The sequence below is a fragment of the Gemmatimonadota bacterium genome (assembly GCA_016713785.1).
Classification (GTDB): Bacteria; Gemmatimonadota; Gemmatimonadetes; order Gemmatimonadales; family GWC2-71-9; genus JADJOM01.
On record JADJOM010000003.1, the window covers coordinates 1229447 to 1255633 of the forward strand.

Annotated in this window: 20 protein-coding genes; 15 read left to right on the forward strand and 5 right to left on the reverse strand. The window is 72.0% G+C overall.

The features are described 5' to 3' along the window. Positions 1-21: 21 nt before the first annotated feature. The 3 genes from IPJ95_13565 to IPJ95_13575 form a co-directional block, all read right to left on the reverse strand. Positions 22-1575: a YifB family Mg chelatase-like AAA ATPase gene (locus IPJ95_13565; GenBank protein MBK7924632.1), complete on the reverse strand. Its 1554-nt coding sequence runs from the start codon at positions 1573-1575 to the stop codon at positions 22-24. A 146-nt stretch (positions 1576-1721) separates the two neighbouring features. Continuing rightward, entirely contained in the window at positions 1722-2183 is a 462-nt protein-coding gene (locus IPJ95_13570) for a hypothetical protein (protein MBK7924633.1), read from the reverse strand. A gap of 106 nt (positions 2184-2289) precedes the next feature. Beyond that, positions 2290-6339 (reverse strand): hypothetical protein, encoded by a 4050-nt coding sequence (locus IPJ95_13575; protein ID MBK7924634.1) that lies wholly within the window; start codon positions 6337-6339, stop codon positions 2290-2292. 18 nt (positions 6340-6357) lie between these two features. On the opposite strand from IPJ95_13575, the gene IPJ95_13580 reads away from it, so the two are divergent. The 15 genes from IPJ95_13580 (at position 6358) to ppk1 (ending at position 24389) form a co-directional block, all read left to right on the forward strand. Next, entirely contained in the window at positions 6358-7014 is a 657-nt protein-coding gene (locus IPJ95_13580; protein ID MBK7924635.1) for a hypothetical protein, read from the forward strand. 84 nt (positions 7015-7098) lie between these two features. Next, positions 7099-8613: a TolC family protein gene (locus tag IPJ95_13585; protein ID MBK7924636.1), complete on the forward strand. Its 1515-nt coding sequence runs from the start codon at positions 7099-7101 to the stop codon at positions 8611-8613. Between the two features lie 26 nt (positions 8614-8639). Continuing rightward, positions 8640-9920: an efflux RND transporter periplasmic adaptor subunit gene (locus IPJ95_13590; protein ID MBK7924637.1), complete on the forward strand. Its 1281-nt coding sequence runs from the start codon at positions 8640-8642 to the stop codon at positions 9918-9920. 44 nt (positions 9921-9964) lie between these two features. Continuing rightward, positions 9965-10618, forward strand: coding sequence for an ABC transporter ATP-binding protein (locus tag IPJ95_13595; protein ID MBK7924638.1), 654 nt, complete (start codon positions 9965-9967; stop codon positions 10616-10618). 1 nt (position 10619) lies between these two features. Further along, positions 10620-11861 carry an ABC transporter permease gene (locus IPJ95_13600; protein MBK7924639.1) on the forward strand — a complete coding sequence of 414 codons (1242 nt, stop codon included), beginning with the start codon at positions 10620-10622 and terminating at the stop codon, positions 11859-11861. 12 nt (positions 11862-11873) lie between these two features. After that, on the forward strand, positions 11874-13115 hold the full coding sequence (locus IPJ95_13605; GenBank protein MBK7924640.1) for an ABC transporter permease: 1242 nt from the start codon (positions 11874-11876) through the stop codon (positions 13113-13115). A gap of 99 nt (positions 13116-13214) precedes the next feature. Next, positions 13215-14459 carry an ABC transporter permease gene (locus IPJ95_13610; GenBank protein MBK7924641.1) on the forward strand — a complete coding sequence of 415 codons (1245 nt, stop codon included), beginning with the start codon at positions 13215-13217 and terminating at the stop codon, positions 14457-14459. 8 nt (positions 14460-14467) lie between these two features. Further along, positions 14468-15715: an ABC transporter permease gene (locus IPJ95_13615; protein MBK7924642.1), complete on the forward strand. Its 1248-nt coding sequence runs from the start codon at positions 14468-14470 to the stop codon at positions 15713-15715. An 80-nt stretch (positions 15716-15795) separates the two neighbouring features. Continuing rightward, positions 15796-16695, forward strand: a complete 900-nt coding sequence (locus tag IPJ95_13620) for a DUF4349 domain-containing protein (protein MBK7924643.1) — start codon at positions 15796-15798, stop codon at positions 16693-16695. Between the two features lie 103 nt (positions 16696-16798). Next, positions 16799-17515, forward strand: a complete 717-nt coding sequence (gene bshB1 / locus IPJ95_13625) for a bacillithiol biosynthesis deacetylase BshB1 (protein MBK7924644.1) — start codon at positions 16799-16801, stop codon at positions 17513-17515. A gap of 25 nt (positions 17516-17540) precedes the next feature. Beyond that, positions 17541-18716 carry a cysteine desulfurase gene (locus IPJ95_13630; protein ID MBK7924645.1) on the forward strand — a complete coding sequence of 392 codons (1176 nt, stop codon included), beginning with the start codon at positions 17541-17543 and terminating at the stop codon, positions 18714-18716. 16 nt (positions 18717-18732) lie between these two features. After that, a complete protein-coding gene (gene mnmA / locus IPJ95_13635; GenBank protein MBK7924646.1) occupies positions 18733-19767 on the forward strand; it encodes a tRNA 2-thiouridine(34) synthase MnmA in 1035 nt (344 codons plus the stop codon). Next, a complete protein-coding gene (locus IPJ95_13640; protein MBK7924647.1) occupies positions 19767-21788 on the forward strand; it encodes a S9 family peptidase in 2022 nt (673 codons plus the stop codon). Before mnmA ends, IPJ95_13640 begins: the two co-directional genes overlap by 1 nt. Next, entirely contained in the window at positions 21788-22168 is a 381-nt protein-coding gene (locus tag IPJ95_13645; protein MBK7924648.1) for a phage holin family protein, read from the forward strand. Before IPJ95_13640 ends, IPJ95_13645 begins: the two co-directional genes overlap by 1 nt. Positions 22169-22289: 121 nt before the next feature. Next, positions 22290-24389: a polyphosphate kinase 1 gene (ppk1, locus tag IPJ95_13650; GenBank protein ID MBK7924649.1), complete on the forward strand. Its 2100-nt coding sequence runs from the start codon at positions 22290-22292 to the stop codon at positions 24387-24389. A gap of 1 nt (position 24390) precedes the next feature. Here the strand turns inward: ppk1 and IPJ95_13655 are convergent, their stop codons facing one another. Beyond that, on the reverse strand, positions 24391-25524 hold the full coding sequence (locus IPJ95_13655; protein ID MBK7924650.1) for a J domain-containing protein: 1134 nt from the start codon (positions 25522-25524) through the stop codon (positions 24391-24393). A gap of 2 nt (positions 25525-25526) precedes the next feature. Next, complete coding sequence (gene grpE / locus IPJ95_13660; GenBank protein ID MBK7924651.1) at positions 25527-26057, reverse strand: nucleotide exchange factor GrpE; 531 nt, start codon at positions 26055-26057, stop codon at positions 25527-25529. Positions 26058-26187 lie beyond the last annotated feature (130 nt).

A 26187-nucleotide genomic window follows, 5' to 3' on the forward strand; every position in this document is an offset into this window, starting at 1 on the left:
CGTAAGCGCGGAGCATTCCCGTCAGGTGGCGCCCGCCATCGCGCGCCCCCGCGGACGGTCGAGCGTCCGGTACTGGATGGCCTCAGCCAGGTGCGGCGTTTCGATCTGCTCCGTCCCGGCCAGGTCGGCAATGGTGCGGGCCACCTTGAGCAGCCGATGGTAGGCGCGGGCGGAGAGGCCCAGGCGGATGATCGCGGTGCGCAGCAGCTCGTCGCCCGCCGGCTGGAGGCGGCAGAACCGGCGCAGCTCGCGCGGCCCGAGGTGGGCGTTGGCGTGCAGCCCGGCCAGCCCCGCCAGTCGGCGTCGCTGCCGTTCCCGGGCCTCGGCGACCCGCCCCCGGATCACCGCGCTCGCCTCCTCGGCCGACTCGAGCCCCAGTTCCGCCGGCCGCACGGCGGGGACGCGGATCTGGAGGTCGATCCGGTCGAGCAGCGGCCCGGAGAGGCGGCCCAGGTAGCGCTCCACCACCATCGGGTCGCAGCGGCAGGGCCGCTGGCCATCGCCCTCGTGGCCGCAGGGACAGGGATTCATGGCCGCGGCCAGGGTGAAGCGGCAGGGGTAGGTGAGGCTGACGGCCGCCCGGCTGAGCGTCACGATCCCGTCCTCGAGTGGCTGGCGGAGCACCTCGAGGACGTTGCGGCGGAACTCTGGCAGCTCGTCGAGGAAGAGCACCCCGCCATGGGCGAGACTGACCTCGCCGGGCCGGGGCGTGGGGCCCCCGCCGATCAACCCGGCGTCGCTGATGGTGTGATGCGGGGCGCGAAACGGACGCTGGACCAGGAACGGCTGCCCGGGGGGCAGCAGGCCGGCCACGCTGTGGATCCGGGTGGTTTCCAGGGCCTCCTCGAGGGTCAGGTCCGGGAGGATGCCGGGGAGCCGGCGGGCCAGCATGGTCTTGCCCGAGCCCGGCGGACCGATGAGCAGGATGTTGTGGCCGCCGGCGGCGGCAACCTCGAGCGCCCGCTTGGCGGCGGGCTGCCCCCGCACATCGGCGAAGTCCACCGGCTCCGCGGCGACGCGGGTCGCGAACGGCCACGGCGTCTCGGGGACGGGCGCCAGCGGCGCCTCCCCGGTGAAGTGGGAGGCGACCGCCCGGAGGGTGGCGGGGCCCAGCACCTCGAGGCCGCTCACCACTGCGGCCTCCCGCGCGTTGGCGCCGGGAAGGATCAACCCGCGGCAGCCGGCGCTGCGGGCGGCGAGCGCCACCGACAGCGCCCCGCGCACCGGCCGGAGGTCGCCCTCGAGCCCCAATTCCCCCACCAGGAGATAGCCGTCGAGCCGCGCGCCGGGGAGTTGTTCACTCGCGGCCAGCAGCGCGATGGCAATGGGCAGGTCGAAGCCGGTCCCCTCCTTCCGGATGTCGGCCGGGGCCAGGTTGACGGTGATGCGCTTGAGCGGCGCGTCGAACCCGCTGTTGAGGAGGGCCGCCGTGACCCGCTCGCGCCCCTCCTTCACCGCCCCGTGCGGCAGCCCGACCGTGCTGAACGAGGGCAACCCGTTGGCCAGGTCTGCCTCGACGTCCACGACGTAGCCATCGATGCCCAGTACCGCGGCGGAACGGACCCGTGCCAGCATGCGTGCTCCGGTGGAGTGGCCCCGAGTATGGGGCGCCACCGGCGCGCCGCAGGTATCCCGCCGACGCACCCTGGCTCCAACGGACGCAAAGCACGCGCGCCGCCCGGGGGGGGCGGCGCGCGGGGCGGGACGGATCAGCAGACCCGCTAGTTGGGCCAGCCGTCGGGGCGCACGTCGAGCAACAGGATGATCGGGGCGGTGAGGTCGCCGGCGAAGACGCTGGTCTCGAGCGGCTGGGTGCGGTCGAGGTCGTCGCGGCTGGCCCCGATGCAGCAGGTGAATCCCACCCGCAGGACGGGCTGGTCCAGCAGCGCCACCGGGATCACCCGGGGCGGCCCGTACGAGAGCCCCTCACGGATGGTCGCCGGCACCCGACCCGAGATGTAGACGGGAAGTTCCACCAACGACTGTAGCATCCGGTAGGTCAGGACTGTGGACTCGCCGCCACTGGTGGCGATCCCGAACACCGGGGCGCCGAACCGTCCGGTCCGGGGGAAGACGGCCACGCCGTACTGGAACGGGCCCCCGTTATCCCTTGCAGTGGCAAGGGTTTCGCGCAGGAGGTCGTGAACGGCGAGCAGGTCCTGTGGAATCGGCTCAGGGGTCATGGATGCGGGCCTCGAGGACGACAAGCGCGGGACATCGCCACGGTCCTCCCCGGGAAATGCAGGAGTCGGGCCGAACGTGCCAGCAACCGTCCATGGTTCCGCTGGGCTACCGGACCGTAGAATGCTCCCCGGTGCGCCCCGGCGCAACCACCGCGGGCCACCGGACCTCGACGCGGGTGCCCTGCCCCGGCGCGCTCGCCACCCGGACCGTGGCCCCCCAGCCCTCGACCAGACGCCGCACGATGGCGAGGCCCAGGCCGGCACCGCTGGTGGTCGTGGAGAACCGCGGCTCGAAGATGCGGGGCAGCAGGTCGGCGGGGATCCCGTGCCCGTCGTCGTCCACCGAGAACCCGTCGAGGTCGATCACCAGTACGACCCGCCGCGCGCCGGCGCCACGGGCGTTCTCCACCAGGTTGCCGAGGACTTCCTTGACCTCGTCGCGGCGGGCGGGCACCGTGGCGCCGCTGACCCCCGCGACCTCGACGGTCCCGCCATCGTCGCTGAGGCGATAGAGCGCCGCCACCTCGTGCGCGGTGGCCACCAGCTCCACGGCCTCGAGCGGACCGCTCAGGCTACCCGGGAGCCCGAACCGGCTGAAGGCGCGCGCGATGGTGTCGAGCCGGTCGATCTCGGCCAGGATGCGGGTGGTGGTCTCCTCGAGGGCCCCGTCGAACTGCTCCGGACGCTCCCGGCGGACCCGCCGCAGGTGCTGCACGCCGAGGCGGATCGGGGTCAGTGGGTTCTTGATCTCGTGGGCCACCTGGCGCGCCATCTCACCCCACGCGAGCACGCGCGCGGCCCGCGTGGGCTCGGTGAGGTCATCGAGCGCCACGACCAGTCCCTCGCCGGCGCTGGCGCCCAGCGCCGCGAGCTGGACCCGGTAGATCCGGCCCCCGCATTCGACGTCGGCGTCGCCCGGCGCCGTGCCGTGATCGCGCGCCAGCGCCTCGAGCAGCGGGGCCCAGCCGGCGGCGAGCGCGCCCGCAAGCTCCTCGCCCTCCCGGAGCTCGGCGCCGAGCAGCTGCCGCGCCCGGGCGTTGGCCAGGATGATCCGGCCTGCACCGTCCAGCGCCACCACCGCCGTCGCCACGTTCGCGAGCACCGCCGCGGTGCGGCGGCGGGCGCCGTCGAGGGCGGCCTGGCTCTCCCGGATGTCCTGCGCCATGCGATCGAACGAGGCGAAGACGGTCTCGAACTCGGCGGGGGGGGCGGCGATCGCGGGGAGCGGCTCCCCCCGCCCCACTGCGGCGGCGGAGCGGCGCAGGTCGGCCACCGGCCGCGAGAGCGCCCGCGCCGCGAGCTGGGCCCCAATGGTCGCGGCGCCCACCCCGGTCAGCATCGCCAGCAGCAGGAAGTACTGCAGGTCGAGCTGATCGCGCCGCCGGGTCCAGTCGAAGGTGAGCTGCGGGGTCGCGAGGATTCCCACCCCGCCCGGCGGGCCCGCGCTGGCCACGCGGTACCCCACCCGCACCGGCGCCACGTAGGTGGTGGCCTGCCGGGTGAGCTCGAGCTCATCGCCCAGCGCCAGGCGCTGGAAGGTCCGCGCCTCCATCACCGGCTCCACCAGGGAGAGCTCGCGGAGGATCGGGGTGCTCGCCGCCACCAGGCGCCCGCCGCTGTAGAGCACCAGGTCCGCGTCGAGCCGGTTGGAGAGCTCGCCCAGGCCCTCGGCGAGGTTTTCTTCCGGTTCCTGCAGCAGGCCGCCGGCGGTGAGGACGGCGTCGCGGAGCACCGACGTGATGAGGAGGTCGCGGGTCCGGTTGCTCTCGTCCGTCAGGCGGCCCAGTCCCCACAGGGTGAACCCGGCGGCCGGCACGATGAAGAACCCGGCGAGCGCCAGCGCCAGCCGGAGCTGGAATGACCGGGCGAGCCGCCGCGGGGCCAGACGGCGGCGCAGGTCGGGCCACCGCAGCGAGGCGAGCAGCGCCACCACGAGCACCGCCAGGAGGTTGCCCGCGACCAGCAGCGCCGCCCGCACCAGCAGGTAAGGCATCGGGCGGAAGGCCACCACCGCGTGGACGTGCCGGGACCCGCCAGGCAGGTCGAGCACCCGGTCGGTCCGGACCTCGGGCCCGTGGCGCACCCACTGTTCGGCGGGCAGCGGGCCGAGCCCGCGGGTGAAGGGGGGCGTCAGGGTGAGCTCGTACAGCGGGGGGCCCTCGCTCGGCGGCCGGAGCATCCGGGCCAGGCGGGTGGGCACCAGCAGCCGGGTCCGCGGCCCCACCGCGGCCGAGAGCACCCGGCCGCTGGGCAGCCGCGCCAGCAGCACGTAGTGCCGCCCGGGGACCCGCTTGAGCGAGACCACCTGCGCCGGCGCCGCGGAGTCGAGGCCCTGCACCAGGGCCGACGCCAGCGGCGCGGGGAGGTCGAGGGAGTCGAGCGCGAGCTCCGTCAGGCGGCTGCCGTCGGGGTTCCACAGGGCCAGCCGCGCGGGGTACTCCTGGCCGGCGAGGTCGGAGCCGCGCCACAGCAGGAACAGCTCCGCCGCGCTGGCGGGCTCGGGCGACCGGGCCACCTGTTCGCTGAAGCGCTGCAGCAGCGGCGCGGCGAGCGGGTCGTCGGCATCGCCGAGCCGGGCGAGGTCCCGCTGCGCCGCGGTGACCCGGCCGGTCTGCTCCGCGCCCCAGGTGAGCAGGGTGGCCGCCGTGCCGGCCACCATCGCGGCGCCGATGATCGTGGCCCACCGGGCCCGTGGCAGGGCGACCAGCAGCAGCGCCGGCGTCCACAGGAAGGTGTACCACTCGGGCCACCCGCCCCGGGGCTGCCAGACCAGCAGCCCGATGGTCGCTGCCGCCACGGCGATGCCCATGGCCAGCAGCAGCCCGCCCAGGCGCGGCGCCGGTTCCGCCACGCCCCGGAGCAGCGCCGCCGCGAGGAGGATCAGGGCCGACGTGGCGATGGTCAGCGTGGCCTGCCAGCTCACCCAGAGTGTGGTGGTCACCCCGCCGATCGGTGGGGTGATGCCGCGGCCCAGCTCAGCGACGAGGTACGGCGCGCCGAGCAGGAGCAGCAGCGCGAGCCCCACCCCCGCCGGCCGCCGCGGCAGGCGACGGTCCCAGAGCCACAGCGCCAGCAGCAGCAGCGCCGTGCCCGCCACCAGCAGGTGCCCCGCCGACCCGGACACCGGGCGCAGCAGGCCGCGGAAGAACGTGGCCGGTGAGAACAGGTCGTCCAGGCCGATCGCCGCGCCCAGCGGCGCGCGCAGCGTGCACCAGACCAGGATGGCGACGAGTGCCAGGCGCTCCGCGGCGCTGCCCGTCGCGACGAGGGTCAGCAGCAGCACCACCAGGATGGCCCAGCCGATGAGCTGCGCCATGGCGGCCCCGGCCTCACGCCGCGCCGTGGCCTGGTCGGGCGGCACGGGCTGGAGGCTGAACAGCAACTGCTCGCCTCCCGTCGTCGGGACCGCGTAGTCAAACAGGTCGGTCGCCGGCGGCGCGCTGCCCGGGGCAAACAGCCGGAGCTGTACGCCGGCCGACGCGCCGAAGCGCGCCGCCAGGCTCCGGTCCGGCCGCGGCACTGAGGAGTCGGCCCACACCAGGGTGGACGCAACCACCACCCGCCCGGACCGGCTGACCCGCCGGCTTTCAATGGTGCCGTAGAACCGGGTGAGCCGGGCACCGACGGCCGGTCCTTCCGCCTGCGGGGCCAGCCGGTGCCGGCCCGCCCAGGCCCACGGGACGCCGGTGGGCTCGAGAATGGCCACCGCCACCTCGGCGCCGTCGCGCGGGAGCTCGCGGTCGAGCGCGCCGAACGCCGCCGCCCGGTCGCCCTCCGCCAGGGGAATCGCGCGGGCGGCCGCCTGGTCGGTGCGCTCGTAGGCGGCGCGCAGTTCCCCGCTCAGCCGCCGGTAGGCCGCGCTGACCCGAGCCTCCCGCTCCGCGGGCCACTCGTGGGCCAGCCGCGAGAGGTAGCGGCCGGCGAACAGCAGCAGCAGCGCCAGCACCGGAAGCGCGAGGGCAATCGGACGCTGCCGGGTCGGGAGGCGGGAGAGCGAGGCGAGCCCTGCCAGTCCCAGCGCGCCGGCCACCATGAGCCACCCCGACGCGGGGGCGCGCAACCATTCCGCCGCGACCAGCGCGGCGAGCAGACCGGCCACGAGCGTGGCACGGGAGATCAGGGTGGAATGCGCCCGCATCGCCGGGAAGTTAGTCACTATATATTGTTCCCTGCCATGAAGATCCGCGCTACCGTCCGGTTCGCCGCCCTGCTCCTCACCCCCGCCGTTCCGCCGGCGCCCGCCGCGGCGCAGTCCCCCGACGAAGGCACGCTCGTGATCCATGCCGGCGACCGGGAGGTCGGCGGGGAGAGCTTCCGCGTCACGGTGACCGAGGGGACGGTCCGTGTCGCGAGCAAGAGCGTGTTCACCGGCACCCGGCCCGCCACGGAGTTCACGGTCAACTCCGAGCGCACGGCCACCGGCGCCCTGGCGTTCCAGCTGGCCTATCGGGGCGTCGCGGGGGCGGGGGAGGTGTACGCTGTGCAGCAGCGCAGCCGCCTGACCATGCGGCGCGTGGAGAAGGGCGCGGAACGGGCGAGCGAGGTGCCCGGCGGCCCGTCGATCCTCCTCCTGGCGGACAGCACCTTCAGCCCCATCCTGCAGGCCATCAGCCTCGCGGCGGAAACCCCGAGGGCGGTTACTGCGTTCATTCCCCGGTCCGGGCGGAAGCTCGCGTTGACCATCCGCCGGGTGCCCGCCGCGGCCGGCGGGAGTGACCAGGTCCAGATCACCGGCGACCTCGAAGCCTCCATCGATCTGGGCCCGGGGGGCGAAGTCGTCCGCATCCTCTATCCCAGCCTGGGTATGGAGGCCGTCCGGAAGCGCGACTGATGTCGTTGTCCCAACCTGAAACTCCCGGTCGGCCCGTCCCGTAAGCGGGGCAGCCGTGATTCACATCACCCACAGGACGATTCAATGCGACGCTGCTGGCTGATCGCGTGCACGCTGGCCCTGCCGGCCATGCTGACCGCCCAGGCCCCGGAGGCTCCGGCCGCGACCCTGAGCCTGGAGGAGGCACTGGCCCAGGCCAGGAACCACAACCCGCTCTTCCGCCAGCGGCTCAACAATGCGGCCACGGCCCGGATGCAGCTGCGGAACGCCTACGGCGGCCTGCTGCCGAACGCCTCGGTCAGCGGCGGCATGGACTACACCGGCGCCGGCACCGCGAGCTTCGGCCAGGGCTTCACCAACGCCACCTCGGCGACGATCGGCTCCAGCTACAGCCTGGGTTTCAGCTGGCAGCTCGATGGCGCCCGGCTGCTCGCGCCGCGGGAACAGCGGGCCAACCAGCGGGCGGTGGACGAGGATATCGCCAACGAGGAGAGCAGCCTCAAGTTCTCGGTGACGCAGCAGTACCTCACGGCGCTGCAGGCCGCGGCCCAGGTGGCGGTCTCCCGGCAGCAGGTGGAGCGGAACCAGAACTTCCTCGACCTGGCCAGCGCCAAGTACCGGGTGGGCCAGGGGACGCTGATCGAGGTGCGCCAGGCCGAGGTGCAGAAGGCCCAGGCCGACGTGGCGCTGCTGCGCAGCGTGCAGGCCGACAACGAGGCCAAGATCGAGCTGTTCCGCCGGCTCGGGGTGCAGCCGCCGATGGCGGTGGACCGCATCGGGCTGAGCGATTCCTTCCCCGTGCTGGAGCCGGCGTTCAACCTGGACGAACTGCTGGCGCAGGCGCGCGCGCAGAACCCGGCCCTGCGCGCCCTCACGGCGCGGGAGCGCTCGGCGTCGATCGGGGTCACCTCCGCCAAGACCGCGTTCCTGCCGTCGCTCTCGGTGCGCGCGGGCTGGAGCGGCTTCACCCAGCAGCAGACGGATGATGGGCTGCTCATCAGCCAGTCACTCGGTGGCGCGCTCGGCTCGGCCAGCGCCTGCATCGCGCAGGATTCGATCCGGACCGGGGCCGGGCTCACCCCCGTGGGGCAGGCCGGCTGCTTCCAGAACGCCGGGCTCGACGCCACGGGCACCCAGCTCGACCCGACGGTCCGTCGCCGGATCCTGTCGGCCAACAGCACCTTCCCGTTCGACTTCACCAAGCAGCCCTTCAGCATCGGGCTCACGATCTCGCTGCCGGTGTTCACCGGCTTCGGGCGCTCGCTCCGGCTGCAGCAGGCACGGGAGTTCGCCCAGGACGCCGACGAGTCGGTGCGGGCGCAGGCCCTGCAGGTCGACGCCGACGTGCACAGCCGCTACCTGGCGCTGGCCACCGCCTACAAGGCCATCACCGTGCAGGGCGCGAGCCGCGACGCGGCGCGCGACCAGCTCCGCCTGGCGCAGGACCGGTACCGGCTCGGCAGCGGCACCGCGCTGGAGGTCTCGGATGCGCAGAACACCGTGCAGCGCGCCGAAGGCGACTACGTGACCGCGATCTACGATTATCACAAGGCAATCGCGGCGCTCGAAGCCGCGGTCGGCCGCCCGCTCCGCCCATAAGCAAGCACACGTAAAGGAACGCAGCCATGTCGCGTCGCATGAAGCTGGGGCTCTTCGCCGGTCTGCTCGTGGTGGTGGTGGGGGTCGTCATGGCCCTCGGCGCGGCCAAGAGCAAGAACAAGGCGGTCGAGGTCCGCCTGGAGCAGGTGGGCACCCGTGACCTGGTCTCGGTGGTCACCGCCAGCGGCAAGATCGAGCCCGACCTCAAGGTGGACGTCCTGTCGGACATCCAGGGCCGCATCACGAAGATCGCGGTCAAGGAGGGGGACGTCGTCCGCAAGGGGGACTTCCTGCTGCAGATCGACGCGGCGATCTACGAGGCGGCCGTCAGCCGGAGCCAGGCCCTCGTCGCCAGCGCCCAGAGCGACTACCTGCGCGCCAAGGCCAACCAGGACCAGGCCAAGCGGGCGCTCGACCGCTCGATGGAGCTGCAGCGGACCAACTCGAGCCTGATCACCCAGGAATCGGTGGAACAGGCCCAGACCGGGTACGACGTGGCGGTGGCCAACACCAAGGCCAGCCAGGCCGGCCTGGACCAGGCCCGCGCCAGCCTGCAGGAGGCGCAGGACAACCTCCGCAAGACCCGCATCGTGGCCCCGCTCTCCGGCCGGATCACCCGGCTGGCCGTCGAGGAGGGCGAGGTCGCGGTCCCGGGCACGTTCTCCCGTGACGTGGGCCTGCTGATGACGATCGCGGACCTGTCCGTGATCCTGGCCAAGGTGCAGGTGGACGAGACCGACGTGGTGCGCCTGGCCGACGGCGACTCGGTCGAGGTGTCGATCGATGCCTTCCCCGACACGACCTTCATCGGGCAGGTCACCAAGATCAGCAACAGCGCCCAGCTGACCTCGACCTCCACCGCCTCCGGCTCCAACGACCGGGCGGTCGACTTCGACGTGGAGATCACCCTGCGCAACCCGCCGAAGGACATCCGGCCGGACCTCTCGTGCACGGCGCGGATCGTCACCGAGACCCGGCGGGGCGCGCTCAGCATCCCGATCATCGCCCTGACGGTGCGTGAGCACCAGAAGGTCCCCAACGAGGCCGTCCCGGCCGAGCGGACCGACACCTCCGCGGCCGGCAAGGCCAAGAAGGACGTCGAGGGCGTGTTCGTGGTGAACGACGGCCAGGCGATGTTCCGCCCGGTGAAGGTGGGCATCGCGGGCGACGAGTACTTCGAGGTGCTGGAGGGGCTCAAGGCCGGCGAGACGATCGTGGCCGGGACCTACCAGGCGATCCGCGATCTGCGCGACAGCACCAAGGTGAAGGGCGCGGGGGCCGACAGCGCCAGGGCGAAGCAGTCATGAGCGACCGGGTCATCCACGTCGAGGACCTCGCCCGCGAGTACCTGATGGGCAGCGAGCGGGTCCAGGCCCTCCGCGGGCTCACCCTCACCATCCGCCGCAACGAGTACGTGGCGATCATGGGGCCCTCCGGGTCGGGCAAGTCCACGTTCATGAACCTGATCGGCTGCCTCGACACGCCGAGTGGCGGGGCGTACTGGCTGAGCGGGCAGGAGGTCTCCCGGCTGTCCGACGACGCGCTGGCCCGGGTGCGGAACAAGGAGATCGGCTTCGTGTTCCAGACCTTCAACCTGCTGCCGCGCGCCACCGCGCTGCACAACGTCGAGCTGCCGCTGATCTACGCCGGCACCCCGGCACGCGAACGGCGCGCGCGCGCCGAGGAGGCGCTGGCCCGGGTGGGGCTGGAACACCGGATGCACCACCGCCCCAACGAGCTCTCCGGCGGCCAGCGGCAGCGCGTGGCGATCGCCCGGGCGCTGGTCAACCGCCCCTCCCTGCTCCTGGCCGACGAGCCGACCGGCAACCTCGACAGCACCACGAGCGAGGAGATCATGCGCGTCTTCGGGGACCTGCACCGCGACGGGCAGACCATCGTGGTCGTGACCCACGAGCCCTCGATCGCCGCCCACGCGGCGCGGGTAGTGGTCCTGCGCGACGGCCGGCTGGACTCCGACACCCGCACGGGCCAGGCGGCCGCCTGAGATGCCGGTCTTCGAGGCGGTCCGCATGGCGCTCCGCACCATCGCGGCGCAGAAGCTCAAGAGCTTCTTCTCGCTGATCGGGGTGCTGATCGGGGTCACGTTCCTGATCGCGGTGGTGTCCATCGTGCAGGGGATGAACGTGTACATGGAGGACCAGTTCGCCAACCGGCTGATCGGCCTCAACACCTTCACCCTGCGGCGCCAGCCGGGCATCAATACCGGCAACGTCACCGAGGAGACCTGGCGCGGCTGGATGCGGCGGCCCCGGATCACCTACGACGACGCCGACTACGTGACCGAGCGGCTCAAGACCCCCGCCTTGACGGCCCGCTACTGCTCCGACCGCATGACCCTCAACTACGGGGGCAAGGCGGCCAAGGACATCGAGCTGATGGGCACCGAGCCGTCGTACTTCGAGATCAAGAACGTCGAGATCGCCAGCGGCCGCATCTTCACGCCCCAGGAAGTCCGGGTGGGCGCGCCGGTGCTGGTGCTGGGCAGCGAGATCGGCGAGAAGCTGTTCGCCGGCCTCGACCCGCTCGGCAAGGAGGTGCTGATCCGCGGCCTGCCGTACCGGGTGATCGGGGTGGCGGCCAAGCGCGGCACGCTCTTCGGGATCTCGCTCGACAAGTTCGCGGTCATGCCCTTCCGGGCCCCGGCCCGGCGCTACATCTGCCCGCTCAACGTGCTCGACGAGCTGCAGATCAAGGCCGCCAACCCCGACATGATGCTCACGGCCATGGCCGAGACCGAGGCGATCATGCGCACCCGGCGCGGGCTCAAGCCGGGCGAGGAGAACAACTTTGACCTGCAGAACGCCTCGGGCGCGCTGGAGGGGTGGAAGAAGATCTCCAAGGTGCTCTTCACCGCGCTGCCCGGCCTGGTGGCCATCTCGCTCGTGGTGGGCGGGATCGTCATCATGAACATCATGCTCATGGCGGTGGCCGAGCGGACCCGCGAGATCGGGATCCGCAAGGCGCTCGGCGCCAAGCGGCGGGACATCCTGGCCCAGTTCATCATCGAGAGCGCCACCCTGTCCACCGTGGGCGCGGCCCTCGGCATCGGCACGGGCATCGGGCTCGCGTTCGGGGTCCGCGCCCTCACCCCGCTCCCCGCGGCCGTCGCGCCCTGGTCCATCGGGCTGGCGGTGGCCCTCGGCGTGGTGGTCGGGATGGTGGCCGGCGTCTACCCCGCGAGCCGGGCCTCCAAGCTCGACCCGATCACCGCCCTGCGGTCCGAGTAACCGGGAGCCACCATGGAATTCACCCGCTTCTTCGAGGGCATCGGCATCGCCCTGGACTCACTGCGCGCCAACAAGGTGCGCGCGGCCCTCACCATCCTGGGCGTGGCCATCGGCGTGATGGTGGTGATCGCCATGGCCTCGGCGATCACCGGCATCAACCGCAGCGTCGCGGCCCAGATCGAGACCCTGGGCCCCAAGACGTTCTTCGTGTTCCGCTTCTTCCAGGCCGGCCTCAACGTCAGCGACGGCTCCGACGAGATGTCACCCTGGCGGCGCAACCCGTGGCTGTCGGTGGCCGAGGCGGAGATGCTGCAGAAGGTGCCCGGGATCCGGAGCGTCTCGTGGCAGGAAGGCAGCGGCGGCCCCGTCGCCGCCGGCAGCAACAACCTGACCGGGGTGAACATCCTCGGGCTCAGCCCCGACTGGATCCTCACCCAGGGCGGCACCATCGTGGCGGGGCGGAACTTTACCCAGCTCGAGTACGCCGCCGGCGCCCGGGTCACGGTGATCAACGACCGGCTGGCCCAGGACCTCTTCCCCGGCCTCGACCCCGTCGGGCGGCGCCTCAAGGCCTACGGGGAGCCCTTCGAGGTGATCGGCCTGTATTCCGAGCCGAAGAGCCTCTTCGGCGACTCCGAATCGCCCTACATCGGCATTCCTCACTCCACCTTCACCAAGGTGGCGGACTACTGGAAGGGATGGATGCAGTTCGCGGTGATCCCCGAGGCGGAGCTCAGCGTGGCGGAGGCCCAGGACCGCGTCACGGCGGCGCTGCGCTCCTTCCGCGGGCTCAAGCCGGCCCAGGAGAACAACTTCTCGGTGGTGACCCAGGACAAGCTGCTGGACAGCTTCAACAGCATCACCAGCGGGTTCTTCGTGGTGATGCTGGCCCTCTCCAGCGTGGGGCTCATGGTCGGCGGCGTGGGGGTGGTGGCCATCATGATGATCTCGGTGACCGAGCGGACCCGCGAGATCGGCGTCCGCAAGGCGCTGGGCGCCACCCGGCGGGAGATCATGTTCCAGTTCCTGATCGAGGCGGCCACCCTGACCCTGGTCGGCGGCCTCGCCGGCATGGCGCTCGGTGGCCTGATCGCCCTGGCCATCCAGAAGTTCACGCCGATCCCGGCGGCGGTGCCGCTGTGGTCGGTGGTGGTCGCGGTGCTCGCCTCGACCGTCACCGGGATCGCGTTCGGCCTCTACCCCGCCAGCAAGGCCTCCCGCCTCGACCCGGTGGAGGCGCTCCGCTACGAGTGACCCGGCGGCGTCGCGGGGGAGGATGAAGGCCTCCTCACCCCGCGGCGCCCCCGCGCCCGCCGCACTTTCCCGGTTGCCGGTTCGGCATAGATTCCCGGCATGCCGCTCGCCGAAGCCTTCCGCCTCGCCCTCCAGTCCATCAGCAGCGCCAAGCTTCGCTCCTTCTTCACCCTGCTCGGCATCATCGTCTCGGTGGGCTTCCTGGTCGTGGTGGTGGCGATCATCCAGGGGATGAATTCGTACGTGAAGGACAACCTGATGGCGTCGATGATCGGGACCAATGCCTTCCAGGTGCGGCGGACGCCGATCGCGCCGGGGTTCCTCGACGACGAGCAGATCAAGGCCATCAACCGCCGCCCGCTGATCACCCGCGCGGACGCCGAGGTGGTGCGCCGCGCCATCCCGGAGGCGGTGGCGGTGGCCCTGCAATCCGGCTGGCCCACCCCGATGAGCGACGTGATCTACCGCAACCGCACGGTCGGCGACGTCCTGGTCTTCGGGGTGACGCCGCCCTACCAGCTGGTACAGGACTACCGCTTCGCCGCCGGCGACCCGCTGGCCGACCCCGACGTGAGCGAGCGGCGCCACGTGGTGGTGCTCGGGTACGACATCGCGGACCGGCTGTTCGGCCCGCCGGAGATGGCCATCGGCCGCCAGGTCCGGATCGCGGGGACGCAGCTCACCGTGAAGGGCGTGATCGCCCGGAAGGGACGGGTGCTGGGGCAGTCGTTCGACGGGTTCGTGCTGATCCCCTTCTCGACGTTCGAGGGGATGTATGGCCGCCGCAAGACGACGGTGGTCTCCGTGAAGATGGCCGACGCCGAGGCGCTCGACGGCGCGATGGCCCGGGCGGAAGAGGCCATGCGGCTGGCGCACCAGCTGCACCCGGCCGAGGAGAACGACTTCACGGTGGACAAGGCCGACAACGTGGTGGCCTTCTGGAAGCAGCTCACCGGCTGGCTGTTCACCGCGATCCCCGCCGTGGTCTGCATCGGGATCGTGGTGGGCGGCATCGTGATCATGAACATCATGCTGATGTCCGTGAACGAGCGCACCCGCGAGATCGGCATCCGGAAGTCCATCGGCGCCACCCGGCGCGACATCCAGCGGCAGTTCCTCGTGGAGGCGGTGGTGCTCTCCACCCTGGGTGGCCTGCTGGGCGTCTTCGGCGGCTGGCTGCTGGCCTTTGCCGTTTCGAGCCTCACCCCCCTGCCCGCCCGGATCACCCTCTGGTCGGTGGCCGCCGCGCTGCTCCTGGGCGCCGGGGCCGGGATCCTCTTCGGCGTCTACCCCGCCAGCCGGGCGGCCCGACTGGACCCGATCACCGCGCTGCGGGCCGAGTAGCGCCCGCCGTGCCCAGCCGCATCCTCCACAACGTCGGGGAAGGGGTCACGATCGCGTTCGACTCCCTCCGCAGCAACAAGCTGCGTTCGGGGCTGACGATCCTCGGCGTGGTCATCGGGGTGACGACGGTGATGACCATCGCGTCGCTGGTGGCCGGCATCCGGACCCAGATCTTCAACGCCATCTCGGCCGCCGGCCCCACGGCGTTCTACGTCGTCCGGTACTTCTCGCAGACCCCGCTCAATCCCGAACGGCTGCCCTACGAGGTGCGGATCCGGCCGGTGCTGGCGCAGCCCGACGCCGACGCGCTGGCGCGCGCGCCCGGCATCGGCTACGCGGGGATGTGGGTGCAGCTCTTCCAGCGGATCGAGTACCAGAGCCTCGCCACCCAGGTGGTGACGGTCTTCGGCGCCGACGAGCACTACATGGAGATCCAGGGCGGCACCCTGCTCCGCGGCCGGTTCTTCAACCGCTCCGAGCTCAACGGCGGCGAGGTGGCCGTGCTGGAGGAGGAGACCGCCGACGTGCTGTTCGGGCCCATCGACCCGATGGACCGGATCATCCGGATCGGCGGCGTCGCGCTCCGGGTGATCGGGATCTACCAGCGCCCCGCCAACCTCTTCGAGCCCCCCGGGCAGCAGATCGGCGCCATCATCCCCTTCGAGACGGCCCGGCGCAACTATCGCTACGACGAGACCAACAACCTGTTCATCGCCGCGCGGCCGGCGAGCGGGGTCTCGGTGGCGTCGGCCCAGGACATCACCACCGCCGCGCTGCGCCGGGTGCGCGGGCTGCGCCCCGGCATGCCCAACACCTTCGACCTGATCACCCAGGACCAGATCCTGGACATCGTCAGCAACTTCACCAACTACTTCTTCACCGCCATGATCGCCCTCTCGAGCGTGGCCCTGCTGGTGGGCGGGATCGGAGTGATGGCCATCATGATGGTCTCGGTCACCGACCGCACCCGCGAGATCGGCCTGCGCAAGGCGGTCGGCGCCACCCGGAGCGAGATCATGTGGCAGTTCCTCGTGGAGGCGGCCACCCTGACCCTGATCGGGGGGCTGGTGGGGGTGCTGGTGGGGCTCCTGAGCGGCCAGCTGCTCGAGTGGGTCTTCGGCTGGCAGTCGGAGGTGCCGCTGTGGAGCGCCGTGGTGGCCACGGTGGTCTCGGTGCTGATCGGGCTGGTCTTCGGGCTGTTCCCCGCCAACCGGGCCGCCCGGATGGACCCGGTCGAGGCGCTGCGGCACGAGTAGCCCGGGCCGGCCGGCGCGGACGTGCAACCCTGGCGCCCCGGCGCATCCCCCGGCGTCCTCTTCCACGCTTCGAGGGTACCATGCTGACGATCCATCGCCGGGCGCTCCTGCTGTGCCTCCTCTCCTCCGCCTGCATGGCCCGCTCCGAGTCCCCTGGCGAGGCCGCGTCCGGCGGGGCGCGGATGGACGCCGTGGCCACGAACGAGGCCCCAGGGGAGGCGAGCGGCTTCGTGGCCCCCGCCGCCGCTCCAGCCCCCACCGCGGGGGGCGTGGAACAGGGCCAGGTGCCCAACGCCGCCGCCGACCCGACCGCCATGCCCGCCATGATCATCCGGACGGGCCAGGCCAGCCTGCAGGTCGATTCCCTCGAGACCGCCATCGCGCAGGTCGAGGCGCTCGCGCGGCAGGTCGGGGCCTTTGTGGCCAACAGCCAAGTGCAGGCAGGCCAGGACCAGGTGCGCTCGGCCACCCTGGAGATCCGGGTCCCGTCCGGCCGGTTCGACGACCTGGTGCATGGGCTGTCCCCGGTCGGGAAGCTCGAGTACGTGAACGTCTCCGCCCAGGACGTGGGCGAGGAGTTCACCGACATCACCGCCCGGGTCGCCAACGCGCGGCGCCTGGAGAGCCGCCTCATCGAACTCCTGGCCACCCGCACCGGCAAGCTCTCCGACGTACTCGAAATCGAGCGGGAGCTGGCCCGGGTCCGGGAGGAGATCGAGCGGATGGAGGGCCGGCTCCGGTACCTCAAGGCCCACGTCGCGACCTCCAGCCTGACGGTGACCGTCCACGAGCCCGCCCCGGTGGTGGGCGAGACCGGGAGCGGCGGGGTCATCGCCGACGCCTTCCGGGACGCCTGGCGCAACTTCGTCCACTTCATCGCGGGCCTGATCGCCTCGCTCGGCGTGCTGGTCCCCGCTGGAGTCCTGCTGGTGCTGGGGCTGCTGGGTCTCCGCTGGTTCTGGCGGCGCCGGCACGGCTGATCCGGGCCGGGGAAACCCCGTGGGGAAGCGGGAAGCGGGAAACGGCGTATAGATTTCGGCCGTTTCCCGCTGCCCGTTCCTATTACCCGTGAGTGCCGTCTCCATGCCCGTCGACCTGCTCGCCATCGCCGCCCACCGGGACGACGTCGAACTCACCTGCGCGGGGACCCTGCTCAAGGCCGCCACCCAGGGGTACCGCACCGGGATCCTCGACCTCACGGCCGGCGAGTCCGGCACCCGGGGCAGCGCCGCGCTCCGGGCCGAGGAGGCGGTGCGTGCGGCCGCCGTGCTGCGGGTGGCGGAACGGCGGAATGCCGGACTCCCCGACGCCTACCTGCAGAACACCGACGATACCCGCCGGGTGGTGGTGGAGCAGCTCCGGCACTTCCGGCCCCGCACGGTGATCCTGCCGTACGCCGTGGGACGCCACCCCGACCACCGGATCGCCTCGGAGCTGGGACGCGACGCCTGCTTCCTCGCGGGGCTGGCGCGCTACACCGCCGCCGGCGAACCCCACCGCCCGCACAAGATCCTGTATGCACTGGCCTACCGCGAGGACCCGGTCAAGCCGACCTTCGTGGTGGACATCAGTGACCAGTTCCCGGCCAAGATGGAAGCGATCCGCTGCTACGCGAGCCAGTTCGACGGCGCCAAGGCCGCCGGCGAGATCTTCCCGACCGGGCAGGACCTCTACTCGCTGGTCGAGGTCCAGAACGCGCACTACGGTTCGCTGATCCGCACCCGCTACGGCGAGCCGTTCTTCACCCACGAGACGGTGGACATCGCGGACGTGGTGGCCCTCGGCGTCCAGAGCATGTAACGCCCGGACGACTATCTTAGCCCCCATGTCCCGCGCCCCCGCCTATCTGGACCACGCCGCCACCACCCCGGTTCGCCCCGAGGTGGTGGAGGCGATGCTCCCCTACCTCGGCGCCACCTTCGGCAACCCGTCGAGCAGCCACGCCTTCGGGCGCGCCGCCCGGGGGGGACTGGAACGGGCGCGCCGCGAGGTGGCGGAAGCTCTCGGGGCCGAGCCGGGCGAGGTGTACTTCACCTCCGGTGGCACTGAGGCGGACAACCTCGCGGTGATCGGCCGCGCGCTCGCGGCGCGCGCCGTGGGAGCACCGTTCGGCGTGGCAGTGGCGGCCACCGAGCACAAGGCGGTGCTCGCCGCGGCCCACGCGGTGGCCAGGCTCGGGGGCCGGGAACAGCTCCTTCCGGTGGACGCGCTGGGGATGATCGACCGGGCCGCGTTTGCCGCCGCGCTGGCGGCGCGGCCCGCAGTCGTCTCGGTCATGTGGGTCAACAACGAGACCGGGGTGGCGCACCCCGTGGCGGAGCTCGCGACCGAGGCCGCGGCCGCCGGCGTCCCCTTGCACACCGACATGGTGCAGGCCTTCGGCAAGGTGCCCGCCACGCTGGCCGGCACCTCGGTGGCCCTCGCCACCCTCTCGGGGCACAAGCTCGGGGCTCCGAAGGGGATCGGCGCACTGGTGGTGCGGCGGGGGACGACCGTCGAGCCGCTGGTGACCGGCGGCAGCCAGCAGCGGGGCATCCGCCCTGGCACCGAGAACATCGCGGGCGCGGTCGCGCTCGGGCGGGCGGCCGCGCTCGCCGCCCACGAGGTGGCGGTCGAGCATGCCCGCCTCTCGCGCCTCCGCGCCGACCTCCTGGCCGGGCTTCAGGCCGCGCTGCCCGACCTGGTGGTCGTGGCGGCCGGCGGCATCACCGCACCGCACGTGCTGGCGGTCCTGGTCCCCGAGGCCGAGTCGGCGACGCTCCTGATGCACCTCGACCGCGCGGGGGTGGCCGCCTCCGGTGGCTCCGCCTGTGCCACCGGCGCGGTGGAGCCGTCGCACGTGCTGACCGCGATGGGGGTCCCTCCCGGCCTGGCGCGCGGGCTGGTGCGCCTGAGCCTGGGGCACGACAGCACCGCGGGCGACGTGGCGGCGGCCGTGGCGGTCTTTCCCGAGGCGGTGGCCCGGGCCCGGGCGGCGACGGGAGCCCTGAGTCGTGGCTGAACGGGTGCTGGTGGCGATGAGCGGCGGGGTGGACAGCTCGGTGGCAGCCGCGGAGCTGGTGGCCCGGGGCTACGAGGTCATCGGGGCCACGATGAAGCTGTTCTGCTACGGTGACAGCGTGCCTGACCGGCCCTGCTGTTCCCTCGACTCCATCAACGACGCCCGAGACGTCTGCCACGCGCTCGGCATTCCCCACTACGTCCTCAACCTCGAGGACCGGTTCAGCCGCGACGTGATCCAGAACTTCGTCTCGGAGTACAGCCGCGGGCGGACGCCGATCCCCTGCGTGCGGTGCAATTCCTTCACCAAGTTCCGCGACCTGCTCGCCCACGCCGATGCACTGGGCTGCGCCGCGATCGCCACGGGGCACTATGCGCAGGCCCGCGACGGACGCCTCTACCGCGGGGCCGACCCGGCCAAGGACCAGAGCTACTTCTTGTGGGGCATCGACCGGGCGGTGGTGACGCGGATGCTGACGCCGGTGGGCGCGCTCACCAAGGCGGAGACCCGTGCGCACGCGCGCCGCCTGGGCCTGGCCACCGCCGACAAGCCGGAATCGGTGGAGATCTGCTTCGTGCCGGGCGACGATTACGTCCAGGTCCTGGAGCAGCACCTGCCCGCCGGCGCCGCGGCCCTCACCCCGGGCCCGCTGGTGAGCACCACCGGCGAGCGGCTGGGCGAGCACGACGGATTCGCCCGCTACACCATCGGCCAGCGCCGGGGCCTGCCCGGCGGGGCCACCACACCACGGTACGTGGTGGCCATCCGGCCGGAGACCCGGGAGGTCGTCGTTGGTGAGGCCGACGACCTGCTGGGGCACCAGGTGCGGCTGGGAGAGCTCAACTGGCTGGCCGAGCCACTCCAGAGCGGCGACACCTGCCTGGTGCAGGTACGGTACCGTGCGGCCGCGGTGCCGGCCACCGTCCACAGCATGGACGCGGCCGGCCTCGGCCTCGTCCTTTCCACCCCGGTGCGCGCGATCACCCCGGGCCAGTCCGGCGTCCTGTACGCCGCGGACGGCCAGGTGCTCGGCGGCGGAGTCATTGCCTGATGCGTGCGTTCTCGTCGGTCGTATTCGCGTCCCTCCTTTCCTCGGCGTCGCTCGCGGCCCAGGCGCCGCGCGCCATCGGCATCGAGGACTACATCACGGCGCCCAGCGTGGCTGATCCCCAGGTGACCCCGGACGGGAGCCTGGTGGCCTTCACGGTGTCCACACCCTCGCTCCAGGACAACCGGAGCAGCACCCGGATCTGGCTGGCCGACCTCGCAAGCGGGGACAGCTGGCAGGCCACGGCCGCCGCGGGCAGTGACCGCGCGCCCCGCTGGTCGCCCGACGGCAAGGTGCTGGCGTTCATCTCCACCCGGGAGGGCGGGCCGCAGATCTGGCGCATGCCCATCCGGGGCGGCGAGGCGGTCAAGGTCACCAGCGTCCGCGAGGGGGTCTCGGACTTCCTCTGGTCGCCGGACGGCAAGGCGCTGTACTTCTGGACCGACGTGGCCTGGGGGGACTCGAGCGAGGCCGCGCGGCGGGCGGCGCCGTGGGGTACGGAGGCGCGGATCTTCACCGACCTCTTCTACCGGCACTGGAACGAGTGGCGGCTCGGCGTCCGCTCCCACCTCTTCCGGGTGGACCTCGCGGACGGCACCACCACCGACATCACCCCGATCGACCGTGACGTCCCGCCGCTGGCGCTGGGCGGGGCCGATATCGCCGTCTCGCCGGTGGGGACCGAACTGGCCATCGTCTACAACTCCGACAGCGCGCTGGCGACCAGCACCAACAACGACGTGTTCGTAATGGGACCCGACGGCTCGGCCCGGCAGGCGATCACCAGCGCGCGGGGCAACGACCACTCTCCGCAGTATTCTCCCGATGGGCGCTACATCGCCTACCTGTCGATGGCCACCCCCGGCTTCGAGGCCGACCGGCAGCAGCTCATGCTCTACGACCGGGCCAGCGGGCGCCGGCTCTCGGTCACGCCCAAGTGGGACCTCAGCATCTCCGCCTTCCACTGGCTGCCGGATGCCCGCGCCGTCCTGGCGGAGGTGGAGGAGCGCGGGGGGCACAGCCTCTACCGCGTCGAGGTACCCACCGGGCGCGCCACCCGCCTGCTCAGCGGCGGCACCAGCACCGGCTTCCAGCTGGCCAGCCGGGCCGACGTGGTGGTCTTCCTGCGTTCCACCGCGCGGCGGCCGGCCGAGGTGTTCGCCACGACCTCTGAGGGCAAGATGGTCCGGCAGGTCACGCACGTCCACGACGACCGCTTCGGCGCCTGGGACATCCCGGCGCTGGAGGAGTTCGGCTTCGTGGGCGGGGCCAGCGACTCGGTGTTCGGCTGGATCATGAAGCCGCCGGGCTTCGACCCGGCGCGGCGCTACCCGCTCATCTACCTGATCCACGGCGGGCCGCAGGGGGCGTGGCTCGACCAGTGGCACGGGCGCTGGAACTACGCCATGTTCGCCGCCCGCGGGTACGTGGTGGCGGCGGTCAACTTCCACGGCTCCACCGGGTACGGCCAGGCCTTCACCAACAGCATCAGCCGCAACTGGGGCGGGCTGCCCTACGACGACCTGATGAAGGGCGCCGACATCCTGGCGCGGCTTCCGTACGTGGACAGCACCCGGATGGCGGCCGCCGGCGCGTCATACGGCGGGTACATGGTCTACTGGATGGCGGGGCGCACCAACCGGTTCAAGGCCCTGGTGGCCCACGACGGCATCTTCAACCCGCTCAGCATGGCGGGCACCACCGAGGAACTCTGGTTCCCGACCTGGGAGTTCGGCGGGCTGCCGTGGGACCCGGCCGCGCGGGCCACGATCGAGAAGTGGTCGCCGGCCAACTTCACCGGCAACTGGCGCACCCCGATGCTGGTGATCCACAGCCAGCTCGACTACCGGGTGGACATCTCGGAGGGGTTGCAGGCCTTCACGGCGCTCCGCCTGCGGGACATCCCGGCCAAGTTCCTCTACTTCCCTGACGAGGACCACTTCGTGGCCAAGCCGCGCAACCGCCGGCTGTGGTGGGCGACGGTGCTCGACTGGTGCGACCAGTACCTCCGGCCGGCGGCCTGATGCGGAGCCTCTTCGTCCGCTGGCTGATCAACACCCTGGCGCTGTACGTGGCCGTGCAGGTGGTGCCGGGGGTGGATTACGACCGGGGGCCGGTGGGCCTGCTGCTGGTGGCGGTGCTGTTCGGGCTGGTGAACGCCTTCCTGCGCCCGCTGCTCACCCTGCTCACCTGCCCCCTGGTGCTGGTGACGCTGGGGCTCTTCCTGTTCGTGATCAACGCGCTGCTGCTGCTCCTGACCGGCTGGCTCTCGGCCCAGTTCGACCTGGGCTTCCGGGTCGCGGGCTTCTGGCCGGCCTTCTGGGCGGGGCTCCTGATCAGCCTGGTGAGCCTGTTCCTCTCGCTGATGGTGGGCGAGCGGGAGGTCAAGGTGATCCGCCGCTAGCCACCGCCCGTGACACGGCCGTTACAGATGACTGGCTCTCGCCCCGTCGGGCGGTAGATTCCGGCCTGTGACCGACGCCACCCTGCCCCAGGCCGACCTCCGTCCGGAGCCCGCCCCGGACCTGACCCAGGCCGCGCTGTACATCAACCGCGAGCTCTCGTGGCTCGAGTTCAACCGCCGGGTGCTGCACGAGGCGGAGGATCCCCGCACCCCGCTGCTCGAGCGGCTCAAGTTCCACGGCATCTTCAGCTCCAACCTCGACGAGTTCTTCCAGATCCGCGTGGCCGGCCTCAAGGACCAGCTGGCGGCCGGCTACGCGGAGCGCTCCCCGGACGGGCAGACGCCGGAGGAGCAGCTGCGCCACATCGCGGCAGTGGTGCGGGAGCAGGTCCGGGTCCACGGCCGGACGCTGCACGCGGAGGTCCTGCCCGGCCTGGCCCGCCACGGCGTGGTGCTCCTCGACATCGCCGACCTGACCGACGAGGAACGGGGCCAGCTCGACCGCTACTTCCACGCCAATGTCTTCCCCGTCCTCACGCCCCTCGCGGTGGACCCCGCACACCCGTTCCCGTACATCTCCAACCTGAGCCTGTCCCTCGCGGTGGCGCTGCGCGCCGCTGACGGCGAGGACCGCTTTGCGCGGGTGAAGGTGCCCAAGATCCTCCCCCGCTTCGTCCGGGTGGGCGAGGGATGGCGCTACCTGCCCCTGGAGCAGCTGGTGGCGGCGAACATCGAGGCGCTCTTCCCCGGCGTGGAGATCCTGGGCTGCTTCCCCTTCCGCATCACGCGGAACACCGACTTCGAGGTGGACCACGACGAGGCCGAGGACCTGCTCAGCACCATCCAGGAGGAGGTCCGCAACCGGCGGTTCGGGGCGGTGGTGCGACTGGAGGTGGCGCCCAACCTGCCGCACTCCATCCGCGAGGTGCTGCTCTCCGAGTTCAATGCGGCCCAGGAGGCGCAGGCCGCCCCGCTCGGCGCGGACGACGTCTACGAGGTCAGCGGCCTGCTCGACACGGCCGACCTGCTCTCGCTGGCCGCGGCGATCGACCTGCCGGCGCTCAAGGACGTTCCGCACTACCCCGTCACCCAGCACCGCATGGGCTCGGCCCGGAACATCTTCGAGGTGATTCGCGAAGGGGACATCCTGGTGCACCACCCCTACGAGAGCTTCACCGGCTCCGTGGAGCGGTTCATCCAGACGGCGGTCGATGACCCCGACGTGGTGGCGATCAAGCTGACGCTGTACCGGACGGGGGGCGACTCGAGCATCGCCCGGCTGCTGGCCCAGGCCGCCGAGCGGGGCAAGCAGGTGGCGGTGCTGATCGAACTGCAGGCGCGGTTCGACGAGGAGAACAACATCCGCTGGGCCCAGCGGCTGGAGGACGTGGGCGTGCACGTGAGCTATGGCGTGGCCGGGCTCAAGACGCACGCCAAGGTCATGCTGGTGGTGCGGCGCGAGGGGGACACCATGCGCCGCTACCTGCACCTGGGCACCGGCAACTATCACCCCCGCACCGCCCGGCTCTACACCGATTTCGGGCTGTTCACGGCGGACCCGGAGCTGGGCGCCGACCTGACCGACCTCTTCAACGTGCTCACCGGCTTCGCCGCGCCACAGCACTACCGGCGCCTGATCACCGCCCCGCGGGGGATGCGGGAGCGCTTCCTGGCCATGATCCGTCGGGAGGCGGAGCACGCCCGCGCCGGGCGCCCGGCGCGGGTCCTGGCCAAGATGAACGCGCTGGTCGACGCGCCGCTGATCCACGCGCTCTACGAGGCCTCGCAGGCGGGGGTCACGGTGGACCTGATCGTGCGCGGCATCTGCTGCCTGCGCCCCGGGATCCCGGGCGTGAGTGAGCGGATCCGGGTGATCAGCATCATCGGCCGGTTCCTGGAGCACTCGCGGGCGTTCTATTTCCTGAATGGCGGGCACGAGGAGGTCTACATCGGCTCCGCGGACTGGATGCCGCGCAACCTCGACCGGCGCATCGAGGCGGTCACGCCGATCCTCGACCCGGCGCACCGGGCCGCGCTGCGCGACCTGCTGGTGCTGATGTGGCAGGACAACCGGCAGGCGTGGGACCTCACCGCGGATGGGCGCTATACCCAGCGCCAGCCCCCGGCCCCCGAACTGGAGCTGGCCACCCATCGGGTGCTGGTGGAGAGCTACCGCGAGACCGGGCGACTGACCGGGGAGTTTCCCACCGCCCAGCGCTGAGCTAGATCGCGAGTCCGCTCGCCTCGGCGAACTTGCGGAGCAGTTCCTCCTGCTCGGGGGTGACCTGCTCCGGGATCTGCACCTGGATCTGCACCAGCTGGTCGCCCTTCCGCTCCCCCTTCTCGATCCCCAGGCCCTTGATCCGGAACTTCCGCCCCGGCTGCGTGCCGGGCGGGATCCGGAGCACCACCTTCTTCCCATCCAGCGTCCGCACCCGAAGCCGGGTGCCGAGCACCGCCTGGGCCAGGTTGATCGGCACTTCGCAGACCAGGTCGAGCCCCTCCCGGTGGAAGAACCGGTCGGCCTGGACCTGGAACGTCACGAGGATGTCGCCGGGCGGCAGCCCGGGCGCGCTGGGCTGGCCCTGACCCTTGAGCCGGACCTTGGTCCCGGACTCGGTGCCCACCGGGACGGTGATCAGCACCTCGCGCTCGGCGCGCACCTCGCCCTCCCCCTGGCAGGCCGGGCAGGGGATCGACGGCATCTTGCCGCGGCCCCGGCACTGCGGGCAGGGCCGGCTCACCGCGAAGCCCCCCTGGCCGAACGTGACCGACCCGCGCCCGTTGCACTCGGGGCAGCTGGTCACCTTGGCGCCCGGCGCGGCCCCGCTGCCGGCGCAACTGCGGCAGGTCTCGTTCAGGGGCAGGCGCACCGGCACCTTGCCACCGAGTGCGGCCACGCGGAAGGGGATCTCCACCAGGGTCTCGATGGCGTCGGCCGAGGTGTCCTCGCGCCGCGCCCCGCCGGCGCCGGCACGGCCGAAGATCGAGGAGAAGATGTCGCCCAGGCCGAAGCTGCCGAGGTCGGAGAAATCGAAACTCTCCGTCCCCGGACCGGCGCCCCCCGTGGTCCCGGCGGCGGGACGGCCGGCCCCACCCGAGGAGGCGCCGGAGCGACGGAAGCCGCCGCCATCGAAGGCGCCCAGCCGGCGCATCTGGTCGTACTGCTTGCGCTTGTCGGCGTCGGCGAGGACGGAGTGGGCCTCCGAGATCTCCTTGAAGCGCTCGGCGGCCTGCGGGTTGTTCGGGTTGGCGTCGGGATGGTACTGCTTGGCAAGCCGCCGGTAGGCTTTCTTGACCTCGTCCGGGGTCGCGCTATCGGGAACCCCGAGGACCTGGTAGAAGTCCCGGGCCACGGTCAGGCATGCCCTTCGGCCGAATACACCTGGACCCGGGCGGGGCGGATCAGCCCGCCCTTGAAGCGATACCCGGCCTGGAAGGTGGCGGCGACGGTGTGATCCTGCGCGGCCGCCGGCGGGGCGATGACCGACACCGCCTCCGCGATCGCGGGGTCGAACGGCTGGCCGGCGGGGTCGATGCGCTCGAGGCCGGCGGCTTCCAGCTCCTTGCGCAGCTTGCGGTCGATCATGACCAGCGCCTGCTGCACCACATCGCCGCTGCCGGTGGTGGCGCCGGCCACCACCCGGTCCAGATCGTCGAGCACATCGAGCAGCCGGACGGCGAGCGCGGCCTGAGAGCGATGAGTCAGTTCCTCGCGCTCCCGTGCGGCCCGCTTGCGGTAGTTGTCGTACTCGGCGGCGAGACGCAGGTGCCGGTCACGAGCCGCCGCCACCTCGTCTTCCAGCCGCCGGATGGCCTCGGGTGCAGGCTCCAGCGGCAGCCCGCCAACGGCCGGATCGGCGGACCCCGCCGCCGCGGGCACCCGCATCGCCGGTGGGAGCGGTATCCTCGGGGAGGGGGGTACCCTCAAGATCCTGTCTGTCATCCACTTGCCAGATCGCCTCGTTGCGGTCGAACCAAAGATAACAGCAACGGGCGTGCCCTGAGAGTGGGCCAGT